This is a genomic window from Mesorhizobium prunaredense (assembly GCF_900156895.1).
GTDB classification, from domain to species: domain Bacteria; phylum Pseudomonadota; class Alphaproteobacteria; order Rhizobiales; family Rhizobiaceae; genus Mesorhizobium; species Mesorhizobium prunaredense.
In genome coordinates this window covers 256997-282328 of sequence record NZ_FTPD01000045.1, presented here as the reverse complement: position 1 = coordinate 282328, position 25332 = coordinate 256997, and the positions used below count along the sequence as shown (strand labels likewise).

The 25332-nt window shown below is 59.2% G+C and carries 23 protein-coding genes, 1 tRNA gene and 5 pseudogenes; 20 read left to right on the top strand and 9 right to left on the bottom strand.

Features of this window, described 5'->3' with window-relative positions; translation table 11 throughout:
• Position 1 precedes the first annotated feature (1 nt).
• The 4 genes and pseudogenes from BQ8794_RS25140 to BQ8794_RS25125 all read left to right on the top strand — a co-directional run.
• Positions 2-145, top strand: a pseudogene (locus BQ8794_RS25140) (UDP-glucose 6-dehydrogenase); the annotation flags it as partial.
• Positions 146-350: 205 nt separating this feature from the next.
• A complete protein-coding gene (locus BQ8794_RS25135; protein WP_077381293.1) occupies positions 351-857 on the top strand; it encodes a DUF995 domain-containing protein in 507 nt (168 codons plus the stop codon).
• Positions 858-872: 15 nt separating this feature from the next.
• Positions 873-1817 (top strand): glycoside hydrolase family 26 protein, encoded by a 945-nt coding sequence (locus BQ8794_RS25130; RefSeq protein WP_077381292.1) that lies wholly within the window; start codon positions 873-875, stop codon positions 1815-1817.
• Between the two features lie 132 nt (positions 1818-1949).
• Positions 1950-2513, top strand: a complete 564-nt coding sequence (locus tag BQ8794_RS25125) for a DUF995 domain-containing protein (RefSeq protein ID WP_077381291.1) — start codon at positions 1950-1952, stop codon at positions 2511-2513.
• Positions 2514-2577: 64 nt separating this feature from the next.
• Here BQ8794_RS25125 and BQ8794_RS37215 read toward each other — a convergent pair whose 3' ends face one another.
• The gene (locus tag BQ8794_RS37215) at positions 2578-2895 is read right to left on the bottom strand and encodes a hypothetical protein (protein WP_077381290.1); all 318 of its coding nucleotides are present in this window, start codon (positions 2893-2895) and stop codon (positions 2578-2580) included.
• A 202-nt stretch (positions 2896-3097) separates the two neighbouring features.
• Between BQ8794_RS37215 and BQ8794_RS37465 the strand changes: the two are divergent.
• Positions 3098-3262 (top strand): annotated as a pseudogene (locus BQ8794_RS37465) (SLC13 family permease); the annotation flags it as partial.
• A 714-nt stretch (positions 3263-3976) separates the two neighbouring features.
• Here BQ8794_RS37465 and BQ8794_RS25110 read toward each other — a convergent pair.
• The 3 genes and pseudogenes from BQ8794_RS25110 to BQ8794_RS25100 form a co-directional block, all read right to left on the bottom strand.
• Positions 3977-4051, bottom strand: a tRNA-Gln gene (locus BQ8794_RS25110).
• 154 nt (positions 4052-4205) lie between these two features.
• Positions 4206-4328 (bottom strand): annotated as a pseudogene (locus BQ8794_RS25105) (VOC family protein); the annotation flags it as partial.
• 52 nt (positions 4329-4380) lie between these two features.
• Positions 4381-4566 (bottom strand): hypothetical protein, encoded by a 186-nt coding sequence (locus BQ8794_RS25100; protein ID WP_143744679.1) that lies wholly within the window; start codon positions 4564-4566, stop codon positions 4381-4383.
• On the opposite strand from BQ8794_RS25100, the gene ppdK reads away from it, so the two are divergent.
• A complete protein-coding gene (gene ppdK, locus BQ8794_RS25095) occupies positions 4559-7237 on the top strand; it encodes a pyruvate, phosphate dikinase (protein ID WP_077381287.1) in 2679 nt (892 codons plus the stop codon). The two genes, BQ8794_RS25100 and ppdK, sit on opposite strands and share 8 nt — an antisense overlap.
• A 94-nt stretch (positions 7238-7331) precedes the next feature.
• Here ppdK and BQ8794_RS25090 read toward each other — a convergent pair whose 3' ends face one another.
• Together BQ8794_RS25090 and BQ8794_RS25085 are read right to left on the bottom strand one after the other, a co-directional pair.
• Positions 7332-7721 (bottom strand): DUF427 domain-containing protein, encoded by a 390-nt coding sequence (locus tag BQ8794_RS25090; RefSeq protein WP_077381286.1) that lies wholly within the window; start codon positions 7719-7721, stop codon positions 7332-7334.
• 125 nt (positions 7722-7846) lie between these two features.
• A complete protein-coding gene (locus tag BQ8794_RS25085; RefSeq protein ID WP_077381676.1) occupies positions 7847-8203 on the bottom strand; it encodes a hypothetical protein in 357 nt (118 codons plus the stop codon).
• A 196-nt stretch (positions 8204-8399) separates the two neighbouring features.
• On the opposite strand from BQ8794_RS25085, the gene BQ8794_RS25080 reads away from it, so the two are divergent.
• Positions 8400-10028 (top strand): fatty-acid--CoA ligase, encoded by a 1629-nt coding sequence (locus BQ8794_RS25080; protein ID WP_077381285.1) that lies wholly within the window; start codon positions 8400-8402, stop codon positions 10026-10028.
• Positions 10029-10107: 79 nt separating this feature from the next.
• Positions 10108-10890, top strand: coding sequence for a DUF1499 domain-containing protein (locus BQ8794_RS25075; protein WP_077381284.1), 783 nt, complete (start codon positions 10108-10110; stop codon positions 10888-10890).
• Between the two features lie 106 nt (positions 10891-10996).
• Here BQ8794_RS25075 and BQ8794_RS25070 read toward each other — a convergent pair whose 3' ends face one another.
• A complete protein-coding gene (locus BQ8794_RS25070; RefSeq protein WP_244555115.1) occupies positions 10997-11752 on the bottom strand; it encodes a substrate-binding domain-containing protein in 756 nt (251 codons plus the stop codon).
• 111 nt (positions 11753-11863) lie between these two features.
• Positions 11864-11995 (bottom strand): annotated as a pseudogene (locus tag BQ8794_RS37095) (LacI family DNA-binding transcriptional regulator); the annotation flags it as partial.
• 198 nt (positions 11996-12193) lie between these two features.
• Between BQ8794_RS37095 and BQ8794_RS25065 the strand changes: the two are divergent.
• From BQ8794_RS25065 to BQ8794_RS25015, 12 genes and pseudogenes are all read left to right on the top strand, one after another.
• Complete coding sequence (locus BQ8794_RS25065; protein ID WP_077381282.1) at positions 12194-13234, top strand: ABC transporter substrate-binding protein; 1041 nt, start codon at positions 12194-12196, stop codon at positions 13232-13234.
• A gap of 28 nt (positions 13235-13262) precedes the next feature.
• The gene (locus tag BQ8794_RS25060; protein ID WP_077381675.1) at positions 13263-14300 is read left to right on the top strand and encodes an ABC transporter ATP-binding protein; all 1038 of its coding nucleotides are present in this window, start codon (positions 13263-13265) and stop codon (positions 14298-14300) included.
• Positions 14297-15184: an ABC transporter permease gene (locus BQ8794_RS25055; RefSeq protein WP_077381281.1), complete on the top strand. Its 888-nt coding sequence runs from the start codon at positions 14297-14299 to the stop codon at positions 15182-15184. The genes BQ8794_RS25060 and BQ8794_RS25055 overlap by 4 nt, the downstream gene beginning before the upstream one ends.
• Positions 15177-15968, top strand: coding sequence for an ABC transporter permease (locus BQ8794_RS25050; RefSeq protein WP_077381280.1), 792 nt, complete (start codon positions 15177-15179; stop codon positions 15966-15968). Before BQ8794_RS25055 ends, BQ8794_RS25050 begins: the two co-directional genes overlap by 8 nt.
• Positions 15969-16000: 32 nt before the next feature.
• A complete protein-coding gene (locus tag BQ8794_RS25045) occupies positions 16001-16921 on the top strand; it encodes a phosphorylase family protein (protein ID WP_077381279.1) in 921 nt (306 codons plus the stop codon).
• Positions 16922-17370: 449 nt separating this feature from the next.
• A pseudogene (locus BQ8794_RS25040) lies at positions 17371-17511 on the top strand (transposase); the annotation flags it as partial.
• 592 nt (positions 17512-18103) lie between these two features.
• A complete protein-coding gene (locus BQ8794_RS25035) occupies positions 18104-19384 on the top strand; it encodes a tyrosine-type recombinase/integrase (protein WP_077381277.1) in 1281 nt (426 codons plus the stop codon).
• A gap of 575 nt (positions 19385-19959) precedes the next feature.
• Complete coding sequence (locus BQ8794_RS25030) at positions 19960-20241, top strand: PqqD family protein (RefSeq protein WP_077381276.1); 282 nt, start codon at positions 19960-19962, stop codon at positions 20239-20241.
• Positions 20222-20665: a lasso peptide biosynthesis B2 protein gene (locus tag BQ8794_RS37460; RefSeq protein ID WP_077381275.1), complete on the top strand. Its 444-nt coding sequence runs from the start codon at positions 20222-20224 to the stop codon at positions 20663-20665. Before BQ8794_RS25030 ends, BQ8794_RS37460 begins: the two co-directional genes overlap by 20 nt.
• A 65-nt stretch (positions 20666-20730) precedes the next feature.
• On the top strand, positions 20731-21489 hold the full coding sequence (locus tag BQ8794_RS35750; RefSeq protein WP_167378835.1) for a hypothetical protein: 759 nt from the start codon (positions 20731-20733) through the stop codon (positions 21487-21489).
• 2 nt (positions 21490-21491) lie between these two features.
• Positions 21492-23402: an asparagine synthetase B family protein gene (locus tag BQ8794_RS25020; RefSeq protein ID WP_167378834.1), complete on the top strand. Its 1911-nt coding sequence runs from the start codon at positions 21492-21494 to the stop codon at positions 23400-23402.
• Positions 23403-23935: 533 nt separating this feature from the next.
• Positions 23936-24634 (top strand): class I SAM-dependent methyltransferase, encoded by a 699-nt coding sequence (locus BQ8794_RS25015; protein WP_077381273.1) that lies wholly within the window; start codon positions 23936-23938, stop codon positions 24632-24634.
• Here the strand turns inward: BQ8794_RS25015 and BQ8794_RS25010 are convergent.
• Positions 24604-25332 (bottom strand): ABC transporter ATP-binding protein (locus BQ8794_RS25010; protein ID WP_210189863.1); only part of this gene is annotated, 729 nt, incomplete at its 5' end. The two genes, BQ8794_RS25015 and BQ8794_RS25010, sit on opposite strands and share 31 nt — an antisense overlap.

Here is a 25332-nt window from a genome sequence, read left to right as displayed (position 1 = left end):
CATGAAGATCGCAATCATTGGAACAGGCTATGTCGGTTTGGTCAGCGGCACATGCTTCGCGGCCTGGGGCCACCAAGTTGCATGCGTGGACAAGAACGCTCAGAAAATAGATGGCCTCGTACGCGGCATCGTACCGATTTACGAGGCGTTGCGGAAAAGATTGGCTTCCGTGTTTCGGCCATCGGTCGCTCCAGCTACGACCCAGCATGACAATATCCCGGCCGCGCGGCCTCATGCGACCGGATACGCCCATCGAGGACAAACGGCGGGCGCCGCTCATCTTGAGATGGCAGGAGGTTCCGGTGGCACTTTCTAAATCTGAAAGGGCTCTATTGCTGTCAGGTTTCCGGATGCTGACAGCAGTCGCTTGGGCAGTGTCCTGCATTGCTGCACCGGCCTTTGCCTCTTCCTCACAGGTTTCCGTTCTGCCGGAAGGGGCACGTCGCATGACAGCAGGCGAAATCTACGATCTCTATAGAGACAAGAGCTGGCAGTGGGACAGCGGAGCCGGACGAATGGTGGGCGCGGACCGGCAATTTTCGGCATGGACCGACGGTGAGACGGGCAAATCCTGGGCGGAAGGCCGCTGGATCATCACCGAGACAGGTTGGATGTGTCTCAACGCGACATGGCATTCCGAACAGGGTGTATTTCCCGCCAAGACCTGCTTTTCGCATCGCATCGATAATGGAACGATCTATCAGAAGCGCGAGCCCGGTGGTGAGTGGTATGCGTTCCGTAATGCCGAGGTCCACCAAGACGACGAGGCCAGCAAGCTAGTGTCCACCGATCTGGTTTCCCGTCAACTCGATGCCATCAAAGCCGCGCTTGGTGCGGCACAGCAATCTGAACAGTAAGAAAGGGAGGGGGCCTTGAAAAGTCTCTTTAAACTATCAGCAGCCTTGTTTTGCAGCGCATGCATTTCCGGTGGTGTCTATGCAGCCAGCGGCGTGTCGGGAGCGAGTGTCGACAGCCGCAATCAGTTTCGGGACAAGCGTCCCATCATCACGGCTGACTCCGTAACCCCCGGCGCCTACGATCCGCACGCGGATTATACCAACGATTCCAACTCAAAAATCGAACACCTTTTTCTTCCCTGGGAAGATGTGGATCTGGCAACGCTCAGCGCCGCAGACGCCTATGCGCGTGAGCGTGGACGTTCCCTGTTGATCACGGTCGAGCCGTGGTCCTGGGCGCGGGACTGGCGTGTAGGTCCTGAGGATTTGCTCGCCGGGATTCTGGGCGGGCGCTACGATGCCAATATGTCAGCGGTCTGCTCTGCGGCAGCGCAGCTGAAAAGCCCCATCACTATCCGCTGGGCGCAGGAAATGGAAGATAATGACGGGCAATTCACCTGGGCTTTCTGGAATGCTGAAGGTTATGTGAACGCCTACAGGCATGTCATCGACGTATGCCGCAAGCATCTTCCGTCGGCCCAATACATGTGGTCACCGAAAGGAGAAGAAGGACTGGAAGCCTTCTATCCTGGCGACAAGTATGTCGACATTATCGGTCTGTCCGTCTTTGGCTATCAGCCCTATGATAAGTTGGAGGTCGGTCGTGATACGACTTTTGTGGAGCGCACAAAGCCGGGTTATGACCGTGTGACGGGCTTCGGCAAACCAATCGCCATTGCGGAGCTTGGCTACGAAGGTAACGACGAATATGCTCGTGACTGGGCCGCGGAAGCAAACAAGCCGCATGCCGAGTTCCCGGACATGACAGCCGTTGTCTACTTCAACGATCGTGAAGTCTATCCATGGCCGAGAAATGTCGGCCGGCCCGATTGGCGCGTGGCCGACCATCCGCTGGACTGATCCAAGTCGTTCGACGGAGTGGTTCGGCTTTCACCAGATGGCCGAACCGCTCCATCCCTTTATTTCTATGCGGTTCCAACGCAGGACTCTTACGCAGTCTTACTGGAATTGCCTTGGTGGAGAGGAAGTAAAATGTTTTCGATCCGTTCGATTATCTCAAGTGCGGTGCTGTTTGTGTTCTTGCTTGCAGGCAATGCCTACGCCGCTCCCAAACAACCGGCGGGCGACGCTATAGAAAAACGCGCCGCTGCCGCGACGCCGATGAAGGCCTCAGCGGTTGAAAAGCTCTATGCCGGCCGCACCTGGAAATGGCAAAACGGCGGTGGGTTCTATTCTGCCGAGACAACTGCTCGCGGGCTGTTCTCTGCAAATAGGAAGCCCTTCGCCGCTTGGTCGCGCAAACGGGCAGCATGGTCCTATGCGGAGGGAAACTGGTATGCGACCAATGGGGGCAAGCTCTGCATGCGCGCTCTCTGGACCAGCAAAGTAGCGAAAGGGAGTCTGGCAAGAAGCGGTGCAATCACATGTTTCCTGCACCGTGAAAAACATGGCGTCGTTTATCAGAAGCCTTTCATCGGTGGGAAATGGTATGTCTTTCGTCACAATCCCGCTCGCCGGGACGATGAGGCGCGCAAACTGGTCAAAGGTAATCGGGTAAGCAAAGAAGTTTCGCATCTTGAGGCGAATTCTCGATAACCGCGCAAAAACGGAGCCGCCGCGGCTTCAGGCGCGGCGGCTTCTGTCAAAACCAGGTCCAACATTAAACGCCTGGCTGATTCGAGACCCTCCGAGTGTAGCAACGCGCTTTCTGACCAAAGCCGCTCGGAGTGCAGACATAGGGGTTGCTGTTCAAGTACCGGGATGCTGATATTTTAACGAGCTTGCCGACGGGTTTCTTGTTGTAGCGAACATCGTTGTTAACCCGATATTTGACAAGGTAGACGGACCGTGTCTCTCCCTCTGGCTTACGCATTTCGCCTGCTTGCGCGTTTGCGCCGAGAGCCACGGAAACAGCAAGCCCGATCGCTGCAATCGCCACTCTTCTAATACGGTTCCGATGCGCAGTAGAAAACGTCATGTGCTAGCCTCCAATGTTATTGTTCTGGAGTGCGTTGTACCCACAGGACTTTAGGTTCTGGTTTGAATTATCCTGATAAATTTAGACAAAATGTTGCATTCCTCATGCCTCAAGTGGGGATTTGACCAAAATGAGGCCGGCGGCGCGTCCGCCGATGGATGCGAAATTCCACTTCGTCTTCTCGTTGCATCGCGGCGCGGGAGGCGCGGGCTGCGATTTTCTCACCCCGATCGGCCACCAGTGCAATACGCTCGTTAAGGGACCGGGCGGCTACCGTTTCGGCGACTATCCACGCCTGGGCCTGCCGCTATCGTTCCTCGTCGTCATTGTTGCCGTGCCGATGCTTATGACCGTTTGGCCAATGAACTTGATATGCGGCGGACGGATCAATCCTCGCGAAACTCGGAGCCCGATGGCAGTACGTAGGCCGCTCCCGGTCAAGCAATATGCATCGCTCGTGATAAAGGCTTTGTACCTATCGAGGCCAAGGATTTTGGCAAAGCGAGACGCCGGAGGGGTCTGACGAAGTATCAAGCAGCAGTCGATGAAGAGCTGGCCACAATGGGCGCCTGAAGATTGGACTCCGCTCCCGAATTTCTTGAAAGCCGGGCCGTCAACCACCGGCCCGCTTCGCTGCCCTGCGGCCATAGTAATTCCCGCGATATGGATTGGCTCAAGGCGGGCATCTACTGGTAACTATCCGGGTCCTTGGCCTTCCCGGCCTGGCAACTAACCTTACTCAGAACAGCCTTACGGTAAGCGCCATCAAACACGCGGACAGCCCGCTTGAATTTAGCGGGCGACTGCACGCATTCTGATCCCCCTTTGATCAACGGTAGCTTTAAACTATTAGGCGGAGCAGCACCGTTCTCTACCGTGTCGCGGACTGGAAAAGCGGCAAGGTTTGGGCGACATCACTTCGCGAATTCCATAAGCAGTTCCAGCCTCTCAATGGCGATTTTATCGAGGGCGTTCCCGCTGATCCCGGCGCGGTCGAATGACACCTAGCGGGTGACCTAGAATGCCCAACATCAGGAAATTGAAATCCATATAAGTACTTGATTTTACTATATAAAATAATTGGCTGGGGCGCCAGGATTCGAACCTGGGATTGTCGGTACCAAAAACCGATGCCTTACCGCTTGGCTACGCCCCAACAGTCGCAACATGCCCGCTGCGCGCGGCCTTATAGGACGAGCCGACGGAAAGCTCAATGCCGAGAATGGCCGAGAATGGCCAGTGCGCGGAACTGATCCACCGGTTCCCGCAGATTGGCTCGCATATCATCGTCTTCTGTCGGGCGATGGCGTCTATTCACCCCAAACGGCGATTTCATTGCCGGCCGGATTGACGAAATGGAACCGCCTGCCGGGGAATGAGAAGATCGGCTTGACGATCGTGCCGCCGGCATTTTCGACGGCGCCCAGGGCTTCGAGTTCTCCGGTCAGTCTTATGGCGTTACCCATAGTTCCTGTTTTGTTTCATTCAACTGGCCGCCGAGCCGCAAGTCTTTTTGTCATCGCTTTTTCTTAATCGATTGTAGAAGCCGGCTGGCTTGCCGACGCCTTGCCTTTCGCACTGCAGCATCATATCGCTCGTGCAGGGACGCGGCGGAACTTCGGCTTCGCCAATTTTTTCAATCTCCTGCAACCGGAGAGCAAGCATGACCAAATGGGTCTACACCTTTGGCGACGGCGCTGCGGAAGGCCGTGCCGGCGACAGGAACCTGCTAGGCGGCAAGGGCGCCAATCTGGCCGAAATGTGCAGCCTGGGCCTGCCGGTGCCGCCGGGGTTCACCATCACCACCGAGGTCTGCAACGCCTATTACGCCAACGGCCGCACCTACCCGGCCTCGCTGGAGGCGGATGTCGCGGTCGCGCTGGATCATATCGGCCGGCTGACCGGGCGCCGTTTCGGCGATCCCTCAAAACTGCTTTTGGTGTCGGTGCGTTCCGGTGCCCGCGCTTCGATGCCCGGCATGATGGACACCGTGCTCAATCTCGGCCTGAACGACGAGACGGTCGAGGCGCTGGCCGCCGATTCAGGCGACGCCCGCTTTGCCTACGACAGCTACCGGCGTTTCATCCAGATGTATTCCGATGTCGTCATGGGCCTCGACCATGAGGTGTTCGAGGAAATCCTCGAAGACCAGAAGGGCGGGCTCGGCCATGAACTCGATACCGAACTGACCGCCATCGAATGGCAGGGCGTGATCGCGCTCTACAAGGCCAAGGTCGAGGAGGAACTCGGCAAGCCGTTTCCGCAAGATCCGCACGAGCAGCTCTGGGGCGCGATCGGCGCCGTGTTTTCGAGCTGGATGAACAACCGCGCCATCACCTACCGGCGCCTGCACGACATTCCCGAAAGCTGGGGCACCGCGGTCAATGTCCAGGCCATGGTCTTCGGCAATATGGGCGAGACCTCGGCCACCGGCGTCGCCTTCACCCGCAATCCGTCGACCGGCGAAAAGATGCTCTATGGCGAGTTCCTGGTGAATGCGCAGGGCGAGGATGTCGTCGCCGGCATCCGCACGCCGCAAAACATCACCGAGGCGGCGCGCATTGCCGCCGGCTCCGACAAGCCGTCGCTGCAGAAGCTGATGCCGGAAGCCTTCCAGTCTTTCGTCACCATCTCCGACCGTCTGGAAAAGCACTACCGCGACATGCAGGATCTCGAATTCACCATCGAGCGCGGCAAATTGTGGATGCTGCAGACGAGGTCCGGCAAGCGCACCGCCAAGGCGGCGCTCAAAATCGCCGTCGAGATGGCGCGCGACAAGCTCATTTCAAAGGAGGAAGCCGTCGCCCGCATCGATCCGGCTTCGCTCGACCAGTTGCTGCATCCGACCATCGATCCGAAGGCGGCACGCGATGTCGTCGGCATCGGTCTGCCCGCATCTCCGGGGGCAGCCACCGGCGAGATCGTGTTTTCCTCCAACGATGCCGAGGAGCTCAAGACGCAAGGCCGCAAGGCGATTCTGGTGCGCATCGAGACCAGTCCCGAGGACATCCACGGCATGCATGCGGCGGAAGGCATCCTGACCACGCGTGGCGGCATGACCAGCCACGCTGCGGTGGTGGCGCGCGGCATGGGCAAGCCTTGTGTGTCGGGCGCCGGCTCGCTGCGCGTCGACTACAGGGCCGGCACGCTGATGGCGATGGGATCGACGTTCCGCAAGGGCGATATCATCACCATCGACGGCGGTAACGGCCAGGTGCTGAAAGGCGCTGTACCAATGTTGCAGCCGGAGCTCTCGGGCGATTTCGCCGCCATCATGGAATGGGCCGATGCCGTGCGCCGCATGAAGGTGCGCACCAACGCCGAAACGCCGCTCGACGCGCGCATGGCGCGTTCCTTCGGCGCCGAAGGCATCGGGCTTTGCCGTACCGAGCACATGTTCTTCGAGGGCGACCGCATCGTTGCCATGCGCGAGATGATCCTGGCCGACACGGAGAAGGGCCGGCGAACGGCGCTCGCAAAACTCTTGCCCATGCAGCGCTCGGATTTCCTCGAATTGTTCGAGATCATGGCCGGCCTGCCGGTGACGATCCGCTTGCTCGATCCGCCGCTGCACGAATTCCTGCCCAAGACCGAGGAAGAGGTGGCCGAAGTCGCAGCCGCCATGAACGTGTCGCCCGACAAGCTCAGGCAGCGCACCGAGGCCCTGCACGAATTCAACCCGATGCTTGGCCATCGCGGCTGCCGGCTTGCGGTTTCCTATCCCGAAATTGCCGAGATGCAGGCGCGCGCCATTTTCGAGGCGGCCGTCGAAGCCGGCAGGAAGGCTGGCGCGCTGGTGGTCCCGGAAATCATGGTGCCGCTGGTCGGTCTGGTGAAGGAACTCGACTACGTCAAGGTGCGGATCGATGCCGTCGCCAAGAGCGTGATGGAGGAAACCGGCGTCAAGATCACCTATCTTACCGGCACGATGATCGAACTGCCGCGCGCCGCGATCCGCGCCCACGTCATCGCCGAGGCCGCCGAATTCTTCTCTTTCGGCACCAACGATCTGACCCAGACCACCTTCGGCATCTCACGCGACGATGCGGCCTCGTTCCTGGAGACCTATCGCCAGAAGGGCATCATCGAGCAGGATCCGTTCGTGTCGCTCGACGTCGAAGGCGTCGGCGAACTGGTGCGGATGGCGGCCGAAAAAGGCAGGGCAACGCGGCCGGAGATCAAGCTCGGCATTTGCGGCGAACATGGCGGCGATCCGGCGTCGATCCATTTCTGCGAGGAGATCGGCCTCGACTACGTGTCTTGCTCGCCCTATCGCGTGCCGATCGCCAGGCTGGCTGCCGCGCAGGCGGCGGTGCAGGCTGCTAAGAACGGTCGCGGGTAAGGGGCCGACGTCGGCCTGGCCGTACACCGACTGGTCGGCAGGACAGGTCACGAGCCGTTCCTGCTCAGGCTGGCCCTGCTCAGGCTGGCCCTTCTCAGTCTGGTTTGGCTTCGACCGTCACCTTGTTGGGATAGAACGCGCCGTGATCGCGGATTTCGATCGTCTCGTCGAAAGGCCGCTCATAGGCCCACATCGCATCCTTGCCTGCTTCCGCGGCAGGCAGCACGCTCCAATAGCTCGCATCGCCCTTGTATGGGCAATGAGTCGAAAATTCCGTCTTGCGAAGCTGGTTGAAATCGATGTCTTCGAACGGAATGTAGAGAACCCCCGGGTAGGGCGGTTCGGTCAACAGCTTGGCCCTCGTGGACGAGGCAATGACAGCGTCGCCGGCGCGTACGGTCACAGTTCCGCTGTAGGGCTCAATTGTAATCACTTTATCCGGGTTGCGCTGAAAGCCGGGTGACGGATTGGCGATCTGGTCCATGCTGGTTCTCCTTGCATCGACCTAAGGTGTGTCGGGCGCGCGCGCTGTGCAAGGCCGCAGTGCTCAAGAACCATCGCCTTTGGCGTTGCCGGATCTGTCGTCAAACCGGCCTTGCAAACGACCGATCAGGCGGCAGCCTGAAAAGCGTCCATCAGCCCGGCATAGGCGGCGGCGATACCGGCGACCGGGTTGGTGCTTCGCGACGCGGTTTCGACCTTGAGCGCACCACCGCCGGTCGGCAAGGTAAGGAGCAGGAACTGGCGGTTGCCGCCATCGCCGACGCAAGCCGCGGCGACGTGCTGGCTTTCGCCTTCGTTCTGAACGCACATCTTGAACAGCAGCGTGCCGCCGACCGCCTCAAGCGCGCCGCCGACAAGATCGACGAATTCGTCCTCGGAAACGGTGTTGGCGTCCGGCGCCAGATCGGCCAGGCTTTCGGCAAGCGAATCTTCGAGAGCTTTGTCGTCGAGCTGCGCGTTCATGCGAACCTCATTCATTCGCCAATCACACCCCTACCATTAATCAAAGTTAATGTCGACAATGGCCGGATTATGGCGGTTTTTCCTGCCTTTTCGAACAATGCGCTGCTTCCGCCCGGTCATGGCTGGACAATCCGCTTGTTCGTCCCACAATGCAGCGAAAACCAGTGGGGGAACGAAAACCCATGGGAGGAGAAGAATGCTCGGACTGATGCAGGAATGGCCGCTGCTTTGCCACAAGCTCATCGACAACGCAGCCAGGCAGCACGGTGAACGCGAGATCGTGTCGCGCTCGATCGAGGGCCCGATCGTCCGGACCACTTACGCCGAAATTCATCGCCGGGCCCTGCGGGTCGCCGAGCGGCTCGAGCGTGATGGCTTTGGGCTAGGCGACCGCATCGCCACATTGGCCTGGAATACGGCGCGCCACCTCGAAGCCTGGTACGGCATCATGGGTGTCGGCGCGATCTATCACACGCTCAATCCGCGCCTGTTTCCCGAGCAGATCGCCTGGATCATGAACAATGCCGAGGACAAGGCGATCTTCGTCGATCTGACATTCATGCCGGTGCTTGAAAAGATCGCCGGCTCGGTCAAATCGCTCAGAAAGGTGATCGTGCTGACCGACAAGGCGCACATGCCGCAGACGGCGCTGCCGAATGCTGTTGCCTATGAGGAATGGCTTGACGAAGCCGACGGCGCCTTCACCTGGAAGACGTTCGATGAAAACACCGCCGCCGGCATGTGCTACACCTCGGGCACGACAGGCGATCCGAAAGGCGTCCTCTACAGCCATCGCTCGAACGTGCTGCACGCCATGATTGCAGCGATGCCCGATGCGATGGGCCTCTCCTCGCGCGACACCATACTGCCGGTTGTGCCGATGTTCCACGCCAACGCCTGGGGCCTTGGCCAGAGCGGCCCGATGATCGGCGCCAAGCTGGTCATGCCTGGCTGCAAGATGGACGGCGCCTCGATCTATGAATTGCTCGACACCGAAAAGGTGACGTTCAGCGCCGCCGTGCCGACAGTGTGGTTGATGCTGCTGCAGTACCTGGAGGAGACTGGCAAGAAACTTCCCTATCTGAACAAGGTCGTTATCGGCGGCTCATCCTGCCCGCGTGCGATCACGGCAAAGTTCCAGGGCAATTACGATGTTGAGGTCATCCATGCATGGGGCATGACCGAAATGTCGCCGCTCGGCACGCTGTGTACCATGAAGCCGGACTATGCCGGGCTTGAGGGCGAAGCCCGGCTCGACGTCCAGAGCAAGCAGGGTTATCCGCCCTTCGGCGTCGAAATGAAGGTCACCGACGACGACAACAAGGAGATGCCATGGGACGGCGAGACATTCGGGCGCTTGAAGGTCCGCGGACCGGCCGTCGCGCGTGCCTATTATGGCGGCATCGGATCCGAACAGTTCGATGAAGAAGGCTGGTTCGATACCGGTGATGTCGCCCATATCGACCCGGGCGGCTATATGCAGATCACCGATCGCGCCAAGGACGTCATCAAGTCGGGCGGCGAATGGATCTCGACGATCGAGCTCGAGAATCTCGCGGTCGGTCATCCGGATGTGGCGGAGGCGGCCGCCATCGGCATCCAACATTCGAAATGGGGCGAACGGCCGTTGCTTGTCGTCGTCCGCAAGCCGGGCCGGGAGCCGACCAAGACGGATATCCTGGCTTTCATGGACGGCAAGGTGGCGAAGTGGTGGATGCCGGATGACGTCGCCTTCGTCGGCGAAATTCCCCACACCGCTACCGGCAAGATCCAGAAGACAACCTTGCGCCGGCAGTTCAGGGACTATCGTCTGCCGACGGACTGACTGACATGACGTCGTTTGACCTCAAGCCGCCGCTAAACGGCTTCAAGCGCCGGTTCGGGGTGAAGCAGTGCTGAAAACAATGGAAATTTCCGCGCGACGGATGTCGAAGGCGGCCGGCTGGTCGCGGCGGACAGGGGCTTTTTCGGCGGTCCTGCTGCTGACCGTTCTCGTCGGCAACCGCTATCAGCTTGTTGAAACGCCGGCTTTCCTTTGGGTGCTCGGCATTGTCGCGCTGCTTGCCGCCTTTGCGCTGTTGTTCGCCGGCCTTGCCTTTTCGAGACTGTGGAATTTCGGCGACCGTGGCGGTCGCGATCTCAGCGTCGGCGCGGTGCTGGCACTGCTGGTGCTTGCTCCTTTTGGCATTGCCGCCTACTGGGCAGCGACCTCTCCGCCGCTCAGGGACATCTCGACGGATTTCGACGATCCGCCGGTGCTCGACACCAGCACCCGGACCGTGGATATGAACGCGCTTTCGCCGCCGACCCCAGGCGAGCGGCGCCTGCAGACCGAGACCTATCCGCTTGTCACCGGGCGCAGCTACAATCTGCCTTTCGACCGCGTCCTCGAAGCAGTCGAAACCTTGCTCGATCGGCGGGACTGGCAGCTTGCGGCGCCGTTTCCGCGGGCGATCGGGCAAAGCGAGGTGACGATCAACGCCCTGGCCAGGAGCTTCGTCCTCAGCCTTCCCGCCGATGTCGCCATCCGTGTCGCCGACGATGGCGATGCGGTCATCGTCGACATGCGCTCGGCCTCCCGCTACGGCCGCTACGACCTTGGCGACAACGCGGCCCGCATCGTGGATTTCCTCGCCGAGCTCGATCAGGAAGTCGCCGGCCAGGTCGGCACGGCCCCGGCCGAGTGATGTCCATAGCATTTTTACAACCAAGCGGAATCGCTTTGACGCCACGGAAATGCGGCTGATACAATCAGGGGTTGCCGGAGTCCCTGGGTCGATTGAGTCTGGGCAGCTATTCGGCCGGCTCGAATTCACCCTTGAGCAGGATTGTCTCCACCGGCCCAAGCGGATTGATGATCCGGCTCTCCAGGATTTCGACAAGCTTGCGTCCGACAGCCGCCATGTCGACGGAATGAACTTCGATCTTCGCCGGCAGGAAGCGTGCCAGCCGCGTGCTGTCACGTGTTACGATGTGGACGTCGCTCCCCGGCGCAAGACCTCTTTTGCCAAGAGCGTGTAGCGCCCCGAGAAGGCCCAGTTCGTTGGCGCATGCCAAGCCTGTCGGCGGATCTGAACAAGCCAGCAAGCGATCGAACCAGGCTGCGCTCGATTCCATGGTGAACATGCCATGACCGATCAGCGATTGGTCGATCGGAATACCGGCCTCGGCCATTGCCCTTGCATAGCCGGAAAGACGCATGGCACTCGCCTGATCCTCCGGAACCAGAAGTTGCAGTGCGATGCGTCGACAGCCCTTGTCCATGAGCCGTCGGGTTGCCTCGTAGGCAATCTGTTCATTGTCGACATCGACATAAGGATACGCGGTATCCAGGTCGGTTCTTCCAAACGCGACGAATGGCATGCGTTGATCCAGCAGCAGCTTGACGCGCGGATCACCCGACACCAAGCGCGTGATGATCAGTCCATCTGTGCTGCGCGCCTGAAGCTGCCGCCGCACACTCTCGACGGGATCGTCGTCGGGCGTGGTGGAATAAATGGACAGACTATAACCGGCTTGCCGCGCCGCCAGCGTCATGCCTTCGATCAAAGGCAGCTTCAACAGATCGGACAGATGATCTCTGGTCTCCATCGGGAGTACGGCCGTCAGCGTCAGCGTTCGACCGGTCTTGAGCGCACGACCATGATGATTTGGCAGATAGCCGACCCGCTTGGCCGCCTCCTTGACGCGGGCTATGGTCGAGGGCTGCACTTCCGGGCCATCCTTCAGAGCGCGGGACACCGTGGTCACCGAGAGGGAAAGTTCCGCCGCGATCTGCTTTAGATTGGCCATTGTTCGCCCCGACTTCATTTGCGAAAGCGCCGGCTGACTTGCTGACCGCCATAACGTTACCGGATTCGACATCCCGGTCAATCCAAATGCCCGTAGCAAGCAGCTTGACTCCTGCGTATTCAGATGCAATCGTAACGTTACGATTACAAATAAATGGCCATTTCAGGCAATATTTGATGAAGTTGGGGAGGAGAACCTATGTCCTGGCTGCGCATTTCCTTAACAGCATTCGCCATCTCGGCTGCCTTGCCCGTCCATGCGCAAACACTCACCATCACGACCGCAGGCGGCGATTATGGCAACGCCATGAAAGAGGCCATGTGGGGCCCTGCTGCAAAAGAGCTTGGCTATGATGTCCGCGAGGAGACGCAGAGCGACGGCCTGGCCTCCTTGAAGATGCAGGTCACCTCGGGGGCAATTGCCACCGACATTATCCACCTCGGCTCGCCGGAAGGCGCCCAGGCCGCCGCTCAATCGCTGCTGGAGCCGCTCGACTACAAGATCATCGATCCCAAATCCGTGCCGGAGGGTGCCGCGTCCGACTACTGCTATCCGTTCGATTCCTATGGCACCGTCCTGTCGTGGAACACCAAGACCTATGGTGAGAACCCGCCGAAGACCTGGGCTGAGTTCTGGGACGTAGCCAAATTCCCGGGCCGCCGCGCGTTGCGCGCCAATGCGCAGGACTCGATCGAGATCGCGCTTCTCTCCGATGGCGTGGCGCCGGCGGACGTCTATTCCGTGCTCAGCACGCCGGAAGGGCTGGAGCGCGCCATCAACCGGCTTGAAGCGATCAAACCAGATGTCGCCGTGTGGTGGACCTCGGGAGCCCAGTCCGCGCAGCTGCTGAAGGATGGTGAGGCGGATCTGGTCGTTACCTGGAACGGACGGGCAGAGACCGTGAAAAAAGATGGCGGCGCGGCTGACTACACGTTCAAGGGTTCGGTCATCGGCACGGACTGCCTTGGGGTGCCGAAGGGAGCGCCGAACAAGGAAGCCGCGATGAAGCTCATCGCAGCAATGACGCAACCAGCGCGTGTAGCGAAGCTGACCGATTTCATCGCCTATGGCCCGGTCAATCCTGCGGCATATGAGGGTGGCCTCATTCCCGAGGACCGTCTGAAGACGCTTGCGACCGCGCCTGAAAATGCCGGCACTTCGGTGTTTTCGAATTCAGAATGGTGGGTCAAGAACGGCGAGGCTGCCCAACAGGCTTTCGATGAGATGATGGCCCGCTGAGTCTCAGCTGTTAAGGCTGGAGCAGATGATGAAGTCGCTCCCGATCACCATCGACAGCGTCAGCAAGGCTTACGGGTCCTACGTCGCACTGGATGATGTCTCGCTCGACATTCAAGCTGGCGAGTTCCTCACGCTGCTGGGGCCCTCGGGATCGGGCAAGACCACGCTGCTCATGGCTCTGGCCGGCTTTGTCCGGCCGGATTCCGGCAAGCTCTTGTTGGGCGATCGCGACATTACTCGCCTGGCGCCGAACAAACGCGACATCGGCATCGTATTCCAGAATTACGCCTTGTTTCCCCACATGAATGTCCTGGCGAATGTCGCGTATCCGCTGGCGCTGCGCAAGACGCCGAGAGCGGAGGCGCGTCAGCGGGCGCTTGCCACCCTGGCCCGCGTGAAGCTGGATGGCCTGGCGGAGCGCAATGTTGCCGCACTGTCCGGCGGCCAGCGTCAACGGGTGGCGTTGGCGCGGGCTATCGTCTTCGAACCGCGCGTGATGCTGATGGACGAGCCGCTGTCGGCGCTCGACAAAAATCTGCGCGAAACCATGCAGTACGAGATCCGGCGCCTGCACGACGATCTGGGGATCACCACAATCTACGTGACCCATGATCAGCGCGAGGCGCTGATCATGTCTGACCGGATTGCGGTGATGAACTCCGGCCGCATCCAGCAGATCGATACGCCGCAGCGGATCTATGATCGTCCATCGACCCGCTTCGTCGCCGAGTTCATGGGCGAGGCCAACATTGTGGCGCCTGGCTCGGTGCGCAGGATCGACGGCGCCGAAGCGTCAGGCGAAACCCTGATGATTCGCGCCGAAAGCTTCCATCTTGATGCCAAGCTCGCCGGGGCAGACGCAGTGGCTCTCGAAGGCACACTGCGCGCCAAGGCGTTTCGCGGCGAGAACTGGCTTTTGACGCTGGCGCTTGACGGTGGCCAGGAGGTCCTTGTCTGCATTCCGGCAGCGCTGGCCGGCGGCTGCGCCGAGCTTGCCGCCGGTCAGCGGATGACCGCATATGCACCAGCAGCGAAGGTTCACGCGATACCGGGAGCGACGGCGTGACCGTCACCGTGGATCCAGCGCTCCTGGCGGATGCGCGCCGCGAGCGGCGGTTTTTTCTTTCGCTTTCGCTGCCGGCGCTGTTCATCGTTGGACTGGCGGCGATATTGCCCATCCTTTGGATCATCCGGCAATCTTTTTTGACCACAGGGGGTGAGTACACCATTGGCAACTACGCGAAAGTGCTTTCGAGCGGACTGACATGGTCGGCGCTCGCAACAACCCTCGAACTGTCTCTCGGCACGCTGGCGATCTGCATTCTTCTGGGCACCCCGCTGGCACTCGCCTTGGCCAGCGCCAGACCAAGGGTGGCCAATTTGCTGATGGCCTTCGTCATGCTGCCGTTGTGGACCGCCATCCTGGTGCGCACCTATGGCTGGCTCGTGCTCCTGCGGCGTGATGGCCTGATCAACGCGGCTTTGACCGGTTCGGGCCTGACGGCGGAGCATTTGCCGCTGGTCTATAACTTCACCGGAACGCTGATCGGCATGGTTCACTACATGCTGCCGCTGTTTTTGCTGCCGGTTTATGCCGCGATGCGCGATATCGACCCAAACCTCGTTCGCGCCTCAGCGAGCATGGGAGCCACGCTCGGGCAGGTCATCCGCACCGTCATCATGCCGCTTTCGGCCGGCGGCATTTTTTCGGGTTCGGTCATCGTCCTCATCTATTCCATCGGGTTTTTCATCACGCCGGCGGTGCTTGGCGGCGGCAAGGTAAATCCTCTCTCCACCCGGATCGAGCGTGCGCTATCGACCTTTCAGGATTGGGGGTCGGCAAGCGTCCTGGGCATTCTGCTCCTCGTTCTGATGGCGCTGATCGGTGTGATGCTGCTGGCGGCACGCCGCCTGCTGGCCCAGAACGCAGTGGCAGCCTCCCATGCTTGAAGCCTATCCGCAAAACAGGCTCGCCCGCATCGTCCTCTGGAGCTTTGCTGCTCTTGTCATGGCATTTCTGATGTTGCCGACGCTCGTGGTGGTGCCGCTTTCGTTTTCCGCGTCTAATCTCCTTGAGTTTCCGCCGCACGCCTACTCGTTGCGCTGGTACGAGAACTTCTTCGGCTCGGCGACGTGGATGGCAGCGCTCAGGACGAGCCTGATCCTTGGGACATTGACGGCGCTGATCGCGGTGCCTTTTGCGCTGCTCGCCTGCATTTCAATGAATCGGCTGGGCGGGAAGACCGCAGCTTCCATCCAGAGCATCCTGCTCACCCCCTCGGTCACCCCCGGAATCCTGCTTGCGATCGGCCTCTTCTTTGTGCTGGCGGCGCAACGTCTGGTCGGGACGCTGTTCGGTGTGCTGGTCGGACATGTGGTGCTGGCCGTTCCGGTGGCATGCATCGTGTTGTTGCCCGCCCTGGCTCGCTTCGACTGGAACCAGGTTCAGGCGGCGCGCAGCCTCGGCGCGGACTGGGCCAGGGCTATTGGCGGAATAATCGTTCCGCAACTTCGGCTCAGCCTGTTGTCGGCGACATTGATGGCGTTCCTGACGTCGCTCGACGAGTCGGTGATTTCGATCTTCGTCGCAAGTGGTCGCAACAGCACGATGCCGAAGCTCATGTTCGTGTCGCTGCGCGATCAGATCGATCCGACCATTGCGGCGATCTCGACATTGTGGACCGCTATTGTTGTGGTCGTCGTCGTGATCGTGGCCTTGCGCCAAAAATCCTGACCGAGCCAAAAAACCTGACCGAGACTGGAAGCATGCCCAAAAATCATCACGCGGCCGGTGCTCCGGCGGATCAATCGACTGAGATACCTCAGGTAGGCTTGGCCATCATCACCGGGTCGGCAAACTGGGGGCTTGCCTTCCCGGAAGATGTCGGATTCGAGGGCGTGCGCACGCTGCGGCGCGACATGAGTTTTGAAACGCCTTTCGGTCGTACCGACAACTGGAAGTTGCTCGAGTTCGATGCCTCGATTTCAGCCGAAGGCAGAGCAAAGCGGGCGTTGTGCATGTATTCGCACGGCAATCCCCGCGACCATATCGACCATTCCTGCCATCGCCGCGCGTTCTGGGTGTTGATGCAAGCGGGTGTGCGGCAAGTCCTCGCCTGCTCGACCGTTGGCGCCGTCAACAAGGCGATCCAGCCCGGCGACTTGGTGGTGAACGCCGATATCATCGAATTGACGCAGACCCCGTTTTCACTGCTTCCGGATCGCCAGAGTTTTGACTGTTCGGGCAAGCAGATCGTATGTCCAAGATGCGCGGCGGTTCTGGTCGAGACGGCCCGGCGCCATTGGCCAGCCGAATGCCGCGTTCATGGCATCGAACAGCAGCTGGTGGCTGCCCATTGCTATGGGCCGCGGCTGACAACCCCAGCCGAAGCCCTGGCGTATCGCGGCATGGGGGCGGATGTGCTCAACCATTCCATCGCCCCTGAGGCCACCTTGGCGCGCGAGATCGGCGCCTGCTTCGTGCCTTGTGCGTTCGTCACGGCGGGTTTTAACGACTACATGGATCGCAACCGCCAGAAATTGCTGCAGGACGACGTGCTGCCCAATCTCTCCATGACAGCCTCGCGAGTAGCGCTGGAGACCGCCGCGCGACTTCCGGCCAATCCGCAATGCTCTTGCCAGGGTCTGAAGTCGCCTCAACCGGAAGACCGTTCCAGCCGGTTCTGAGCTTTCAGGAGCGTAGTGCGCGTTCTGGCGGGATCTCAGCCAGGCAGGCTGAAAATGCCGTCTATCGCCGGGTCGCCGTCGAAGGGCTAAGCGAACCAGTCTCCGCTGTTTACAGGGAATTTACAGCGAATCTACGTGTTCTAGAGTATGACGAACGGTCGAAAAAGGTCAGTTTGATTATAAAATTCAGCTAGTTAGAGTTTCCGATGCCGGTTTTTCATAGCAGGGAATTGCAACAAGCAATTAATCGGCGAAACCCGCCGGGTTTCCCGCAAAACTGAAATTCTATCGGGAGACGAGAGTTTCAAACCTCTCTCAGCACGAGACTATCCCGTTGATTGGGAACAATATCTGATTTTCTTGGTCTTTTTGCCGCCCTGTCTGGTGCACAGGGCTGGTACACATGAGCTTAAGAATGCCCGGACCTTGGTGCATAAGAAGACTGGCGTCTGCGCGAGCATGAGGCGGGGGTGAAAGCTGGCGATCTGGCCCGCAAGCACGGGATCTCAGAGGCGACGCTGTATAACTGGAAGGCGAAGTATGGCGGCATGGACGTCTCCGACGCCAAGCGCCTGAAGGCTCTGGAAGAACGAGAACGCTTAAGAGACCGGCCGTCGCAATGATGAACTGCGCGCAGAGAGCCGGGGAGGCGCCGCATTAGCCCAAGTGCGGATTGGCACCTGGCGCGAAAATCGTCGCATCGCTCTTTTTGGTCGGCAAATCGACGGCGGGAATTTGCGAGTGTTTTTGCTGTGAAAAACAGGGTTGGAGTTCTTTACGAAACTGTCGATCACCATTTTGATAGAAAATGAAATAGCCTCCGAGTCGGGCTCCTTAATCAGGTGACCGAGAATAGTTCTTAATTACCCCATTTCCGGGAACCGAAAACAGCGGGTTAGAAAGAAAGATCGAGGTCTAGTTTTCGTGCTGGAGCAGGTTGGTCGTTGAGGCATAGTACGAGGAAAATATGAGCCGGTTCAGAGAGTTGGAGCCAAAGAGCTTTTCCGATTACCACGTTGAAGCGCCCATCCGGCTCCACCTTGCGGCCAAGATCGCGTTTCCCGATGGGTCGATCGGTGCGTCAAGTCTTCGAAAGGAGCGCGACGCAGGTCGCCTTACCACAGAGATAATCGCCAACAAGGAATATACCACCTTGGCCGCGATCGAGCGCATGAGAGAGCTATGCCGCGTCAAAGCAAAGGAGCCCGCCTTGTCTGGCGGAAGGAAAGCCGCAAACCCGACGGGAAGCTCCGGAGCAACGCAAGCTGGTACATCGAAGATAACGGAAGGCGAATTAGCACAGGATGCGGCCGAAATGACCTTGGCGAGGCTGAGAATCGCCTGCAAAGCTACCTCGCGGAAAAACACACCCCGTCGCGGCAACGGAACCGTGATCCCGATCAAGTAAAAGTCGCCGACGTTATCATCGTCTACGCGAACGAAGTCGCGCCAACTCATGCCGCGCCGGGCGAAACGCTCGCGCGGCTCTCCGCCATCAACAAGTTTTTTGGCCGCTTGATGGTGGCCGATATCAATGGTCAACTCTGCCGCGATTACGTCAAGCAATCGCCTACGGCTCCGGCGGCGCGTCGAAAGCTAGAAGACCTCCGCGCCGCCCTAAAGCACCATTATGCCGAAGGCTATGTGACTTCGATCCCGGCAATCGTCATGCCGGAGAAGTCCGTGGGGCGCCAGCGCTGGCTCACGCGGGGCGAAGCCGCGCGATTGATCCTCGCGGCATGGCGAATGCGGCAGACATGGAAAGGCAAAGCCAGCGATCGCCGGACAGGCCAACACGTCGCCCGGTTCATTCTTGTGGCGCTGTATACCGGAACGCGCTCCGGTGCGGTCTGTAACGCCGCTATTCGACCGACGGAGGGTCGGGGCTACGTCGACCTCGATCGCGGCGTGTTCTATCGTCGCGCCGACGGCGAGCGTGAGACCAAGAAGCGACAGCCGCCGGTGCGGCTCCCCGATCGCCTGCTTGCGCATTTGCGCCGGTGGGCGCGGACGCCGGTCTTCTTGAAATATGAGAGCCGCTACAAGAGCCGCAACGTCGGCCGCATGGTCGCGCACGACTTCGTCGTCGAGTGGGAGGGCGAGGCCATCGGCTCGATACGAAAAGCATTCGCCTCCGTCGTCGAGGCGGCCGGGCTTGGCTGGTACAACGAAGACGGCAAGTTCGAAACCGACGTGACGCCTCACGTTCTTCGTCACACCGCCGCGACGTGGTTGATGCAGAACGGCGCAAGCCTTTCGACGGCCGCCGACTTTCTTGGCATGACGGAGGCGGTTCTCCGCTCGACCTATTATCATCATCACCCCGACTTCCAAGCCGAGGCGGCTGAGCGGATCACGGCGAAGGCTCCGGCCCTGAAGGTGAAAAGACCCTGCGTGGGTTGCCGAGGACGTTGGTCGCTCAACGGTATTGGCACATCTATGCACGAGATGAAGACCGACTAGATTTGCACTTCCCCGATCTTCGCCACACAGCGGCGACGAAGTTCCACCTTGGCGGCTCAAAGGTGCGCGTCAAGGCCAACGCTAGGTGTCCGTTTTCGCCGCCACCGCGCGGCTGATCTCTGTCGCTTGCCCAGCGCAGCCCCAATCATAAGCCACACTAAGCCGTCATCGATTGTCTTTCCGGTGGAACGCGTCCCGAAATACCTCGGCGACTTGGATTGATCGCTCAGGAACGCGATTGCAAAGCCCATCGCCACGCGCAATGCTTCCGCCACCACCAGAAATCAGGCAATGACCCGCCTTGACCATGCCTTGATATCCCGATCGCCGGCGACGGATTGTTAACCACACCGGAAGCACAACACTGCCAGAGGTGATGCGTCTTCCAAGGTGATATTTCATGCGTCGATGGCTGGAAAAAGGAACGGCAGCAAGCTACCATTTGGTTATCGCGAGTTGTGGCTGCAGGGAAGCTGTTAGCGTTAGAAATCCGGTGCGAAATCGGAGCCATCAACGTACATCGGCCAACTGGAACTGGTGCTCAAACGTCTTCACGAAGATTTCATTGGACCGTGATGTATTATAAAATCCGTGAGCCTGTCCTATATACGGGATTGGAAAAGCAATCGGTATTGCTCAACTTGGATTCGGGCGGATATTTCTCTGCCAATTCTGTAGGAGATAGCATTTTGTCTATCTTGATGAAACGACCCAGTACGGTAGAAGAATTGACGCATGAGATCACGCTAGAATACGCGATCTCGAGAGAAATCGCTGAGCGAGATATTCAAGGATTTGTCAAGGATCTGGTCGAACAGGGACTATTGGAAACAGTAGATGGTCGAGACGGCTCGTGAGCACATTGTGCAGAAGCTAGCCCGTCTATCATGGCCTGAAAGGTTTATTGCGGCCGATGCATGGCTGAGGATGCTATGGATTGCGGGAATCCTCAGAACGCCTTATCGCAACCGTCTCTTCGTCACCAACCGCTCGACGGGAGAATCCCGGCTGTCGCAGGTCCAGGTCGAACGCCTGGCTTGGTTGGTGAATGCGATGGCAAACAGGCATGTCAAACGGATGACCTGTTTGGAGCGCGCTTTAACCTTGCAATCCCTCCTTGCGAAGCAGGGTTGCCACGCCAGCCTTCGATTCGGGGTTCGGAAAGGTGATGCAACTGTCGAGGCGCACGCTTGGCTCGAAGGTGTTCCCGGTCTGAGTGACCCATTGAGTTCTGATTTCATTCCACTCAAGAATTTCAGTGAACGGCATTGCCAAAATTGACAGCGGGCGCTCCGCCGAAATCAAAAAATTCTTGCGCATTCGTCGGCCTCCTGGCCGGCGCCCGAGTGTTCAGCAATCAGCCTGTTCCTGGTCTGGCGCAATGTGGCTACTACGACCTGGATGTGGAGATCCTTTTTTACCGCCAGGGACGCACCAACTTCGCCCCGTCAGCGGGAAAAGCAATCGGGGTTCCATTCCATCCCGCTACGGGCCTGAGGGGGAGTATTGCAGAGGATGGCCGATGGGCTGCAATCGAAGAAGGCTCGGAGCAATGGCCGGACCGCGCCGCGTGCATGCGTCGTGTTCTCCCATTTTTGGCTGCACTTCAGGGGAAAGTTACACTTCACGCTTCAGCGGTGGCGACCCCAGCGGGGGTCTATGCATTTGTCGGAGCGAGCGGCGCCGGCAAGTCCACCCTTTCCTCCTGTCTCGAGAGATTTGACCTGCGCGCGGTGGCTGATGATCTGCTGCCTTGCCGAATGCAGAGTGACATCGTGACCGTACCGCTCGGCCAAGATGACATGCTACCGCTGCGGGGATTGTATTTCCTCTCCAGGCAAGACAGTTTGGAAAGCGCCTGCCGCACACCATTAAACGGCGCGGACTGCCTGAAGCGACTGCTTGTTCACGGTTTCGGTGAGATCAGCATAAAGACAGCATGGGCGACGCAGTTCGCGGCATATACCAGCATCGCGCGTGCTGTTCCCTCTTACGATCTGGTGGTGCCAGACGCTCTGCCCCGTCTCAATGCCAGTGTAGCCGCAGTCAGGGAAATGATTGCCGAGCAAGCATTCCAAGCCGTTTCACAGCCAGCGGAAACCTGAAGATGGCCGGCATAGCAGGCATCGCCCACTGGGGTTCGAGGCCGGCACCCCGCGACTTGGTTGAAGGTATGCTGGAGGTGATCCGACACCGCGGCCCCGACGGACTCTTTGCTGGGGCACGGAAGAATATTGCTTTCGGGCATGCCCAGCTCATTCTGAGCGAACGCGAGCGCAACAAGACGCAGCCGATTTGGCTGCCGGACGGCTCCTGCGGCCTGGTGGCCGATGCGCGTTTGTACAATCATGCCGAACTTTGGCGGGCTCTCGGTTCCGTCTCCTGGTTCAGGGACACCCCGTCCGACGCCGAATTATTGCTTGCCGCCTACCAGCGCTGGGGCGAGCAGGCGGTGCTCAAGCTCCGTGGTGACTTTGCTTTCGCTGTCTGGGACGAACGAAAAGGACGGCTGTTCGCGGCGCGTGACCCTTTCGGAGTAAAGCCATTCTTCTACCACACGGATTCTGACGGAATTCGCTTTGGTTCGGAGCCTAAGCAACTGCTGCGGCTTCCTGGAGTGACCGCCGAGCCGCATGATGGGGTAATAGCGGATTATCTTTATCGCGGCGTACACCGCGCCTTCGAAGAAACATTTTTCCTTGGAGTGAATCGCTTACGAGCGGGACATTTCCTCATCGCCGCCAACGATCGCTTGTATCAGGAGCGTTTTTGGCCGGCATCTGCACCGCCTGAGGATTTTCGCGGTTCGGCTGGTGAGTGCGCCGAACAATTCTACTTCCTGTTTCGTGAGAGCGTGCGGCGACGGCTGGACATGGATGCTTTGGCGGCCATGGAACTGAGCGGCGGCTACGACTCGTCCGCGGTCGTGCTGGCTGCGGCCGACATTTTCAAGTCGCGGGCGCCGTCTTCACCACGGCCCGTCACCATCTCCCAAACCTATCCCGAATTCGCCTGCGATGAAAGCGTTTACAGTGATGCGGTTGCCGCACAGACCGGTTTCGAGCATCTCCGTGCCGTCGCGCCATGCGAAAATTTCGCGCCTGGGCTATTGAGGGAACTGCAGAAGATTGACGCTCCCACCCCAGAAATCTATTGGCAACGACGCTCGGAACTCACAGCTTTATTGCGGAATCGCAACTGCAAGGTTGTCCTAACCGGACAAGGGGGGGACGATCTCGTTTGGGATCCGGACTACGAACTGGATCTCTGGCGCTCGCGTCGCTACCTGAGCGCCATCCGATATTGCCTGTATGATCCCAGGGTGATTCGCGAAAAAGCCACGCGGTCCGGCCTCAAGCGGCTCGTCCGCCAGTCCATAAGTCCAAGCGTCATACGGATTTTGCAGCGCGGGCGCGAAAAGCCCGTCAGGGAAATCTTTGACTGGATCAACGTCGGCCTGTTGGAAAAGCATCAATCCTATCTGGACCGAACTGCGTTCGCCGGGGAGAAGCCCGTCTACGCTGATCTTGCCCGCGACTCGATCAGCAATTGGCTCGCCGAGCCGGGGTTTTTGCGCGGGATCGAGCAGGAGGAATGTCTATCAGCACACGCAGGCGTTGAATTGCGCCACCCCTTCCTCGACCAGAACCTTGCCGAATTCGTTCTGTCTGTTCCTTTCGAGACACGGCTACAACTGCCTCCTTCACTCAAGGCCATTCTTGTTGCCGCGCTTGGACATCGTTTGCCTGAAGAAGTGCGGCGTCGAGCCTCAAAAGCCGCTTTCGATGACTATTTCATAACCTTGCTGACCAAGGGCCAGCCTGCTCTGCTGAATATGGTGTCAGATACGACTTGGCTGGCTTCGGAGCGCTACGTGAAGTTGCAATGCGCAGCTAAACAATGGGATAGACCACTGGCCGCCAATTCGCGCTGGTTTGCCAACGCGCGGGGCGTGTGGCAGCCGGTTTTTCTGGAAATCTGGTTGCAAAACCTGGGCAATGCCACTAGGACATTCTGAGGGCGGGTGCACATCTTTGGAGAAGCACCTCATGAAATGCAGCGAGAAGAATGCCGATTCTATGGCTACACGCCGCAGGTGACCCAGAAATCCGAACCTACTGTGGACACATCACCGACCAATCCAAGCAGGCCTTAGATAGAACTAATCTACTCCGATTCGCGCTCAATGTGGAGTGGGTAATCGTAAATTAATGCCACTAGGACATTTTGATGGTGGTGCACATCTTTGGAGAAGCACCTTATGAAATGCAACGAAAAGGAAGCCGATTCTATGCGTACTGTTCCAGTTAAGCGCGTTTACGAGAAACCTACACTGACACCCCTGGGCCATATGGCGCAGGTGACTCAGAAATCCGGACCTACTACAGACAATTCAGCGATAAATCCAAGCAGATCTTAGTAAGCAAGCTGCTCTGATTCGCGCTCATTGTCCATCCAATGTGGTCTACTCCGATTCGCGCTCATTGTTATTCTACGTGGGACACTTGGTTTAGACGCCTGGGAGTCGGTTTCGAAGTCCTCCAACAAGGATTGTGGCTGGGTTTATTAGACAATCAGCACCTGGATGAGGTTGGGCGTGTTCAGTACGCCCGCTGGAGCAAATACGGCGACGAAGCCTACAATCTATCGGGCTTACTGCCATGGGAGGAGCGGGTAATAGCAGATTATTACCCGAGCAGTTGTTCCATTCTCGTCGGCGCAGCAGGTGGCGGGCGCGAGCCGGTCGCCTTGGCGCGCATGGGTTATCATGTGGACGCTTTTGACAGTACACCGGTCTTGGCCGAATGCTGTCGGCAACTTATGGAGCGCGAACAGCTTCCGGGCAAAGTCTTCGTTGCCGGCGCAGGTCGTGTGCCCGACGACGTAGATGGTCAGTATGACGGCGTTGTTATTGGCTGGGGCGGCTATATGCACATCCCCGGCCGTGGAAACCGGGTCGCCTTCTTGACTGCCCTGCGCAGGCGCGTTGCCGCCGGAGCCCCTCTGCTGCTATCCTTTTTCTGCCGACGCGAACGCTCGCGACGCCACGATTGGATCCACGCCTTCGCTCGTCAAGTACGCTATCTGCGGCGCAGCCGTGATCCTGTGGAGTACGGTGATACGCTCGCCAGTACGTTCGATCATTTTTTCACCGAAGCTGAAATCCGCACCGAACTGGCGGAAGCTGGGTTCGAACTCTTCGATTACCGTGAGTCTCCTTACGGGCACGCCGTCGGCCGCGCCGTCTGAGCGATCGTCTCCGAAGCACCGGGTCCAGTGACCCAGTCTGGGGACGGTGAGGCTGGAACTACCCGGCGCTTGTCATAATGCCGTCCGTCCAGCTTGAACACCCGATCAGCCAGCGCCAGGCTCGCCGGCCGGTGGGTTATCAAAAGCACCGTCCTCTGTCGCAGCACATCCACGCAAGCCTGCAGGAACTCGCGCTCCCCCTCTGGGTCGAACATAGCGGTCGCTTCATCGAGTATTAGAATCGGCGGATCTTTCAATAATGCCCGAGCCAATGCCAACCGCTGCTGTTGCCCTCCGGACAGCCGCACGCCGCGATCGCCGATCGGCGTCTGGTAACCAAGCGGCAATTGGATAATGAAATCATGCGCGCGGGCCGACCGTGCTGCCGCCTCAACGTCATCCTGTGTGGGCTCAGGCCGCCCATATGCGATGTTGTCGCGGACGCTGGCGTTGAACAGCAGCACGTGCTGAGGCACAACCCCTATCTGGCTACGCAGGCTATGCAAGGAAACCGTGGCAATATCCACGCCGTCGATGAAGATGCTTCCCTTGGCAGGCTCATGCAATCGCATAAGCAAATGCGCCACCGTGCTCTTTCCTGCGCCGTTGGGACCTATGATGGCTATTGTCTCTCCCGCGGCGATGGACAGATCGAGGCACTTCAATGCAGGCTCACGCCCCGGGTAAGCGAACGTGAC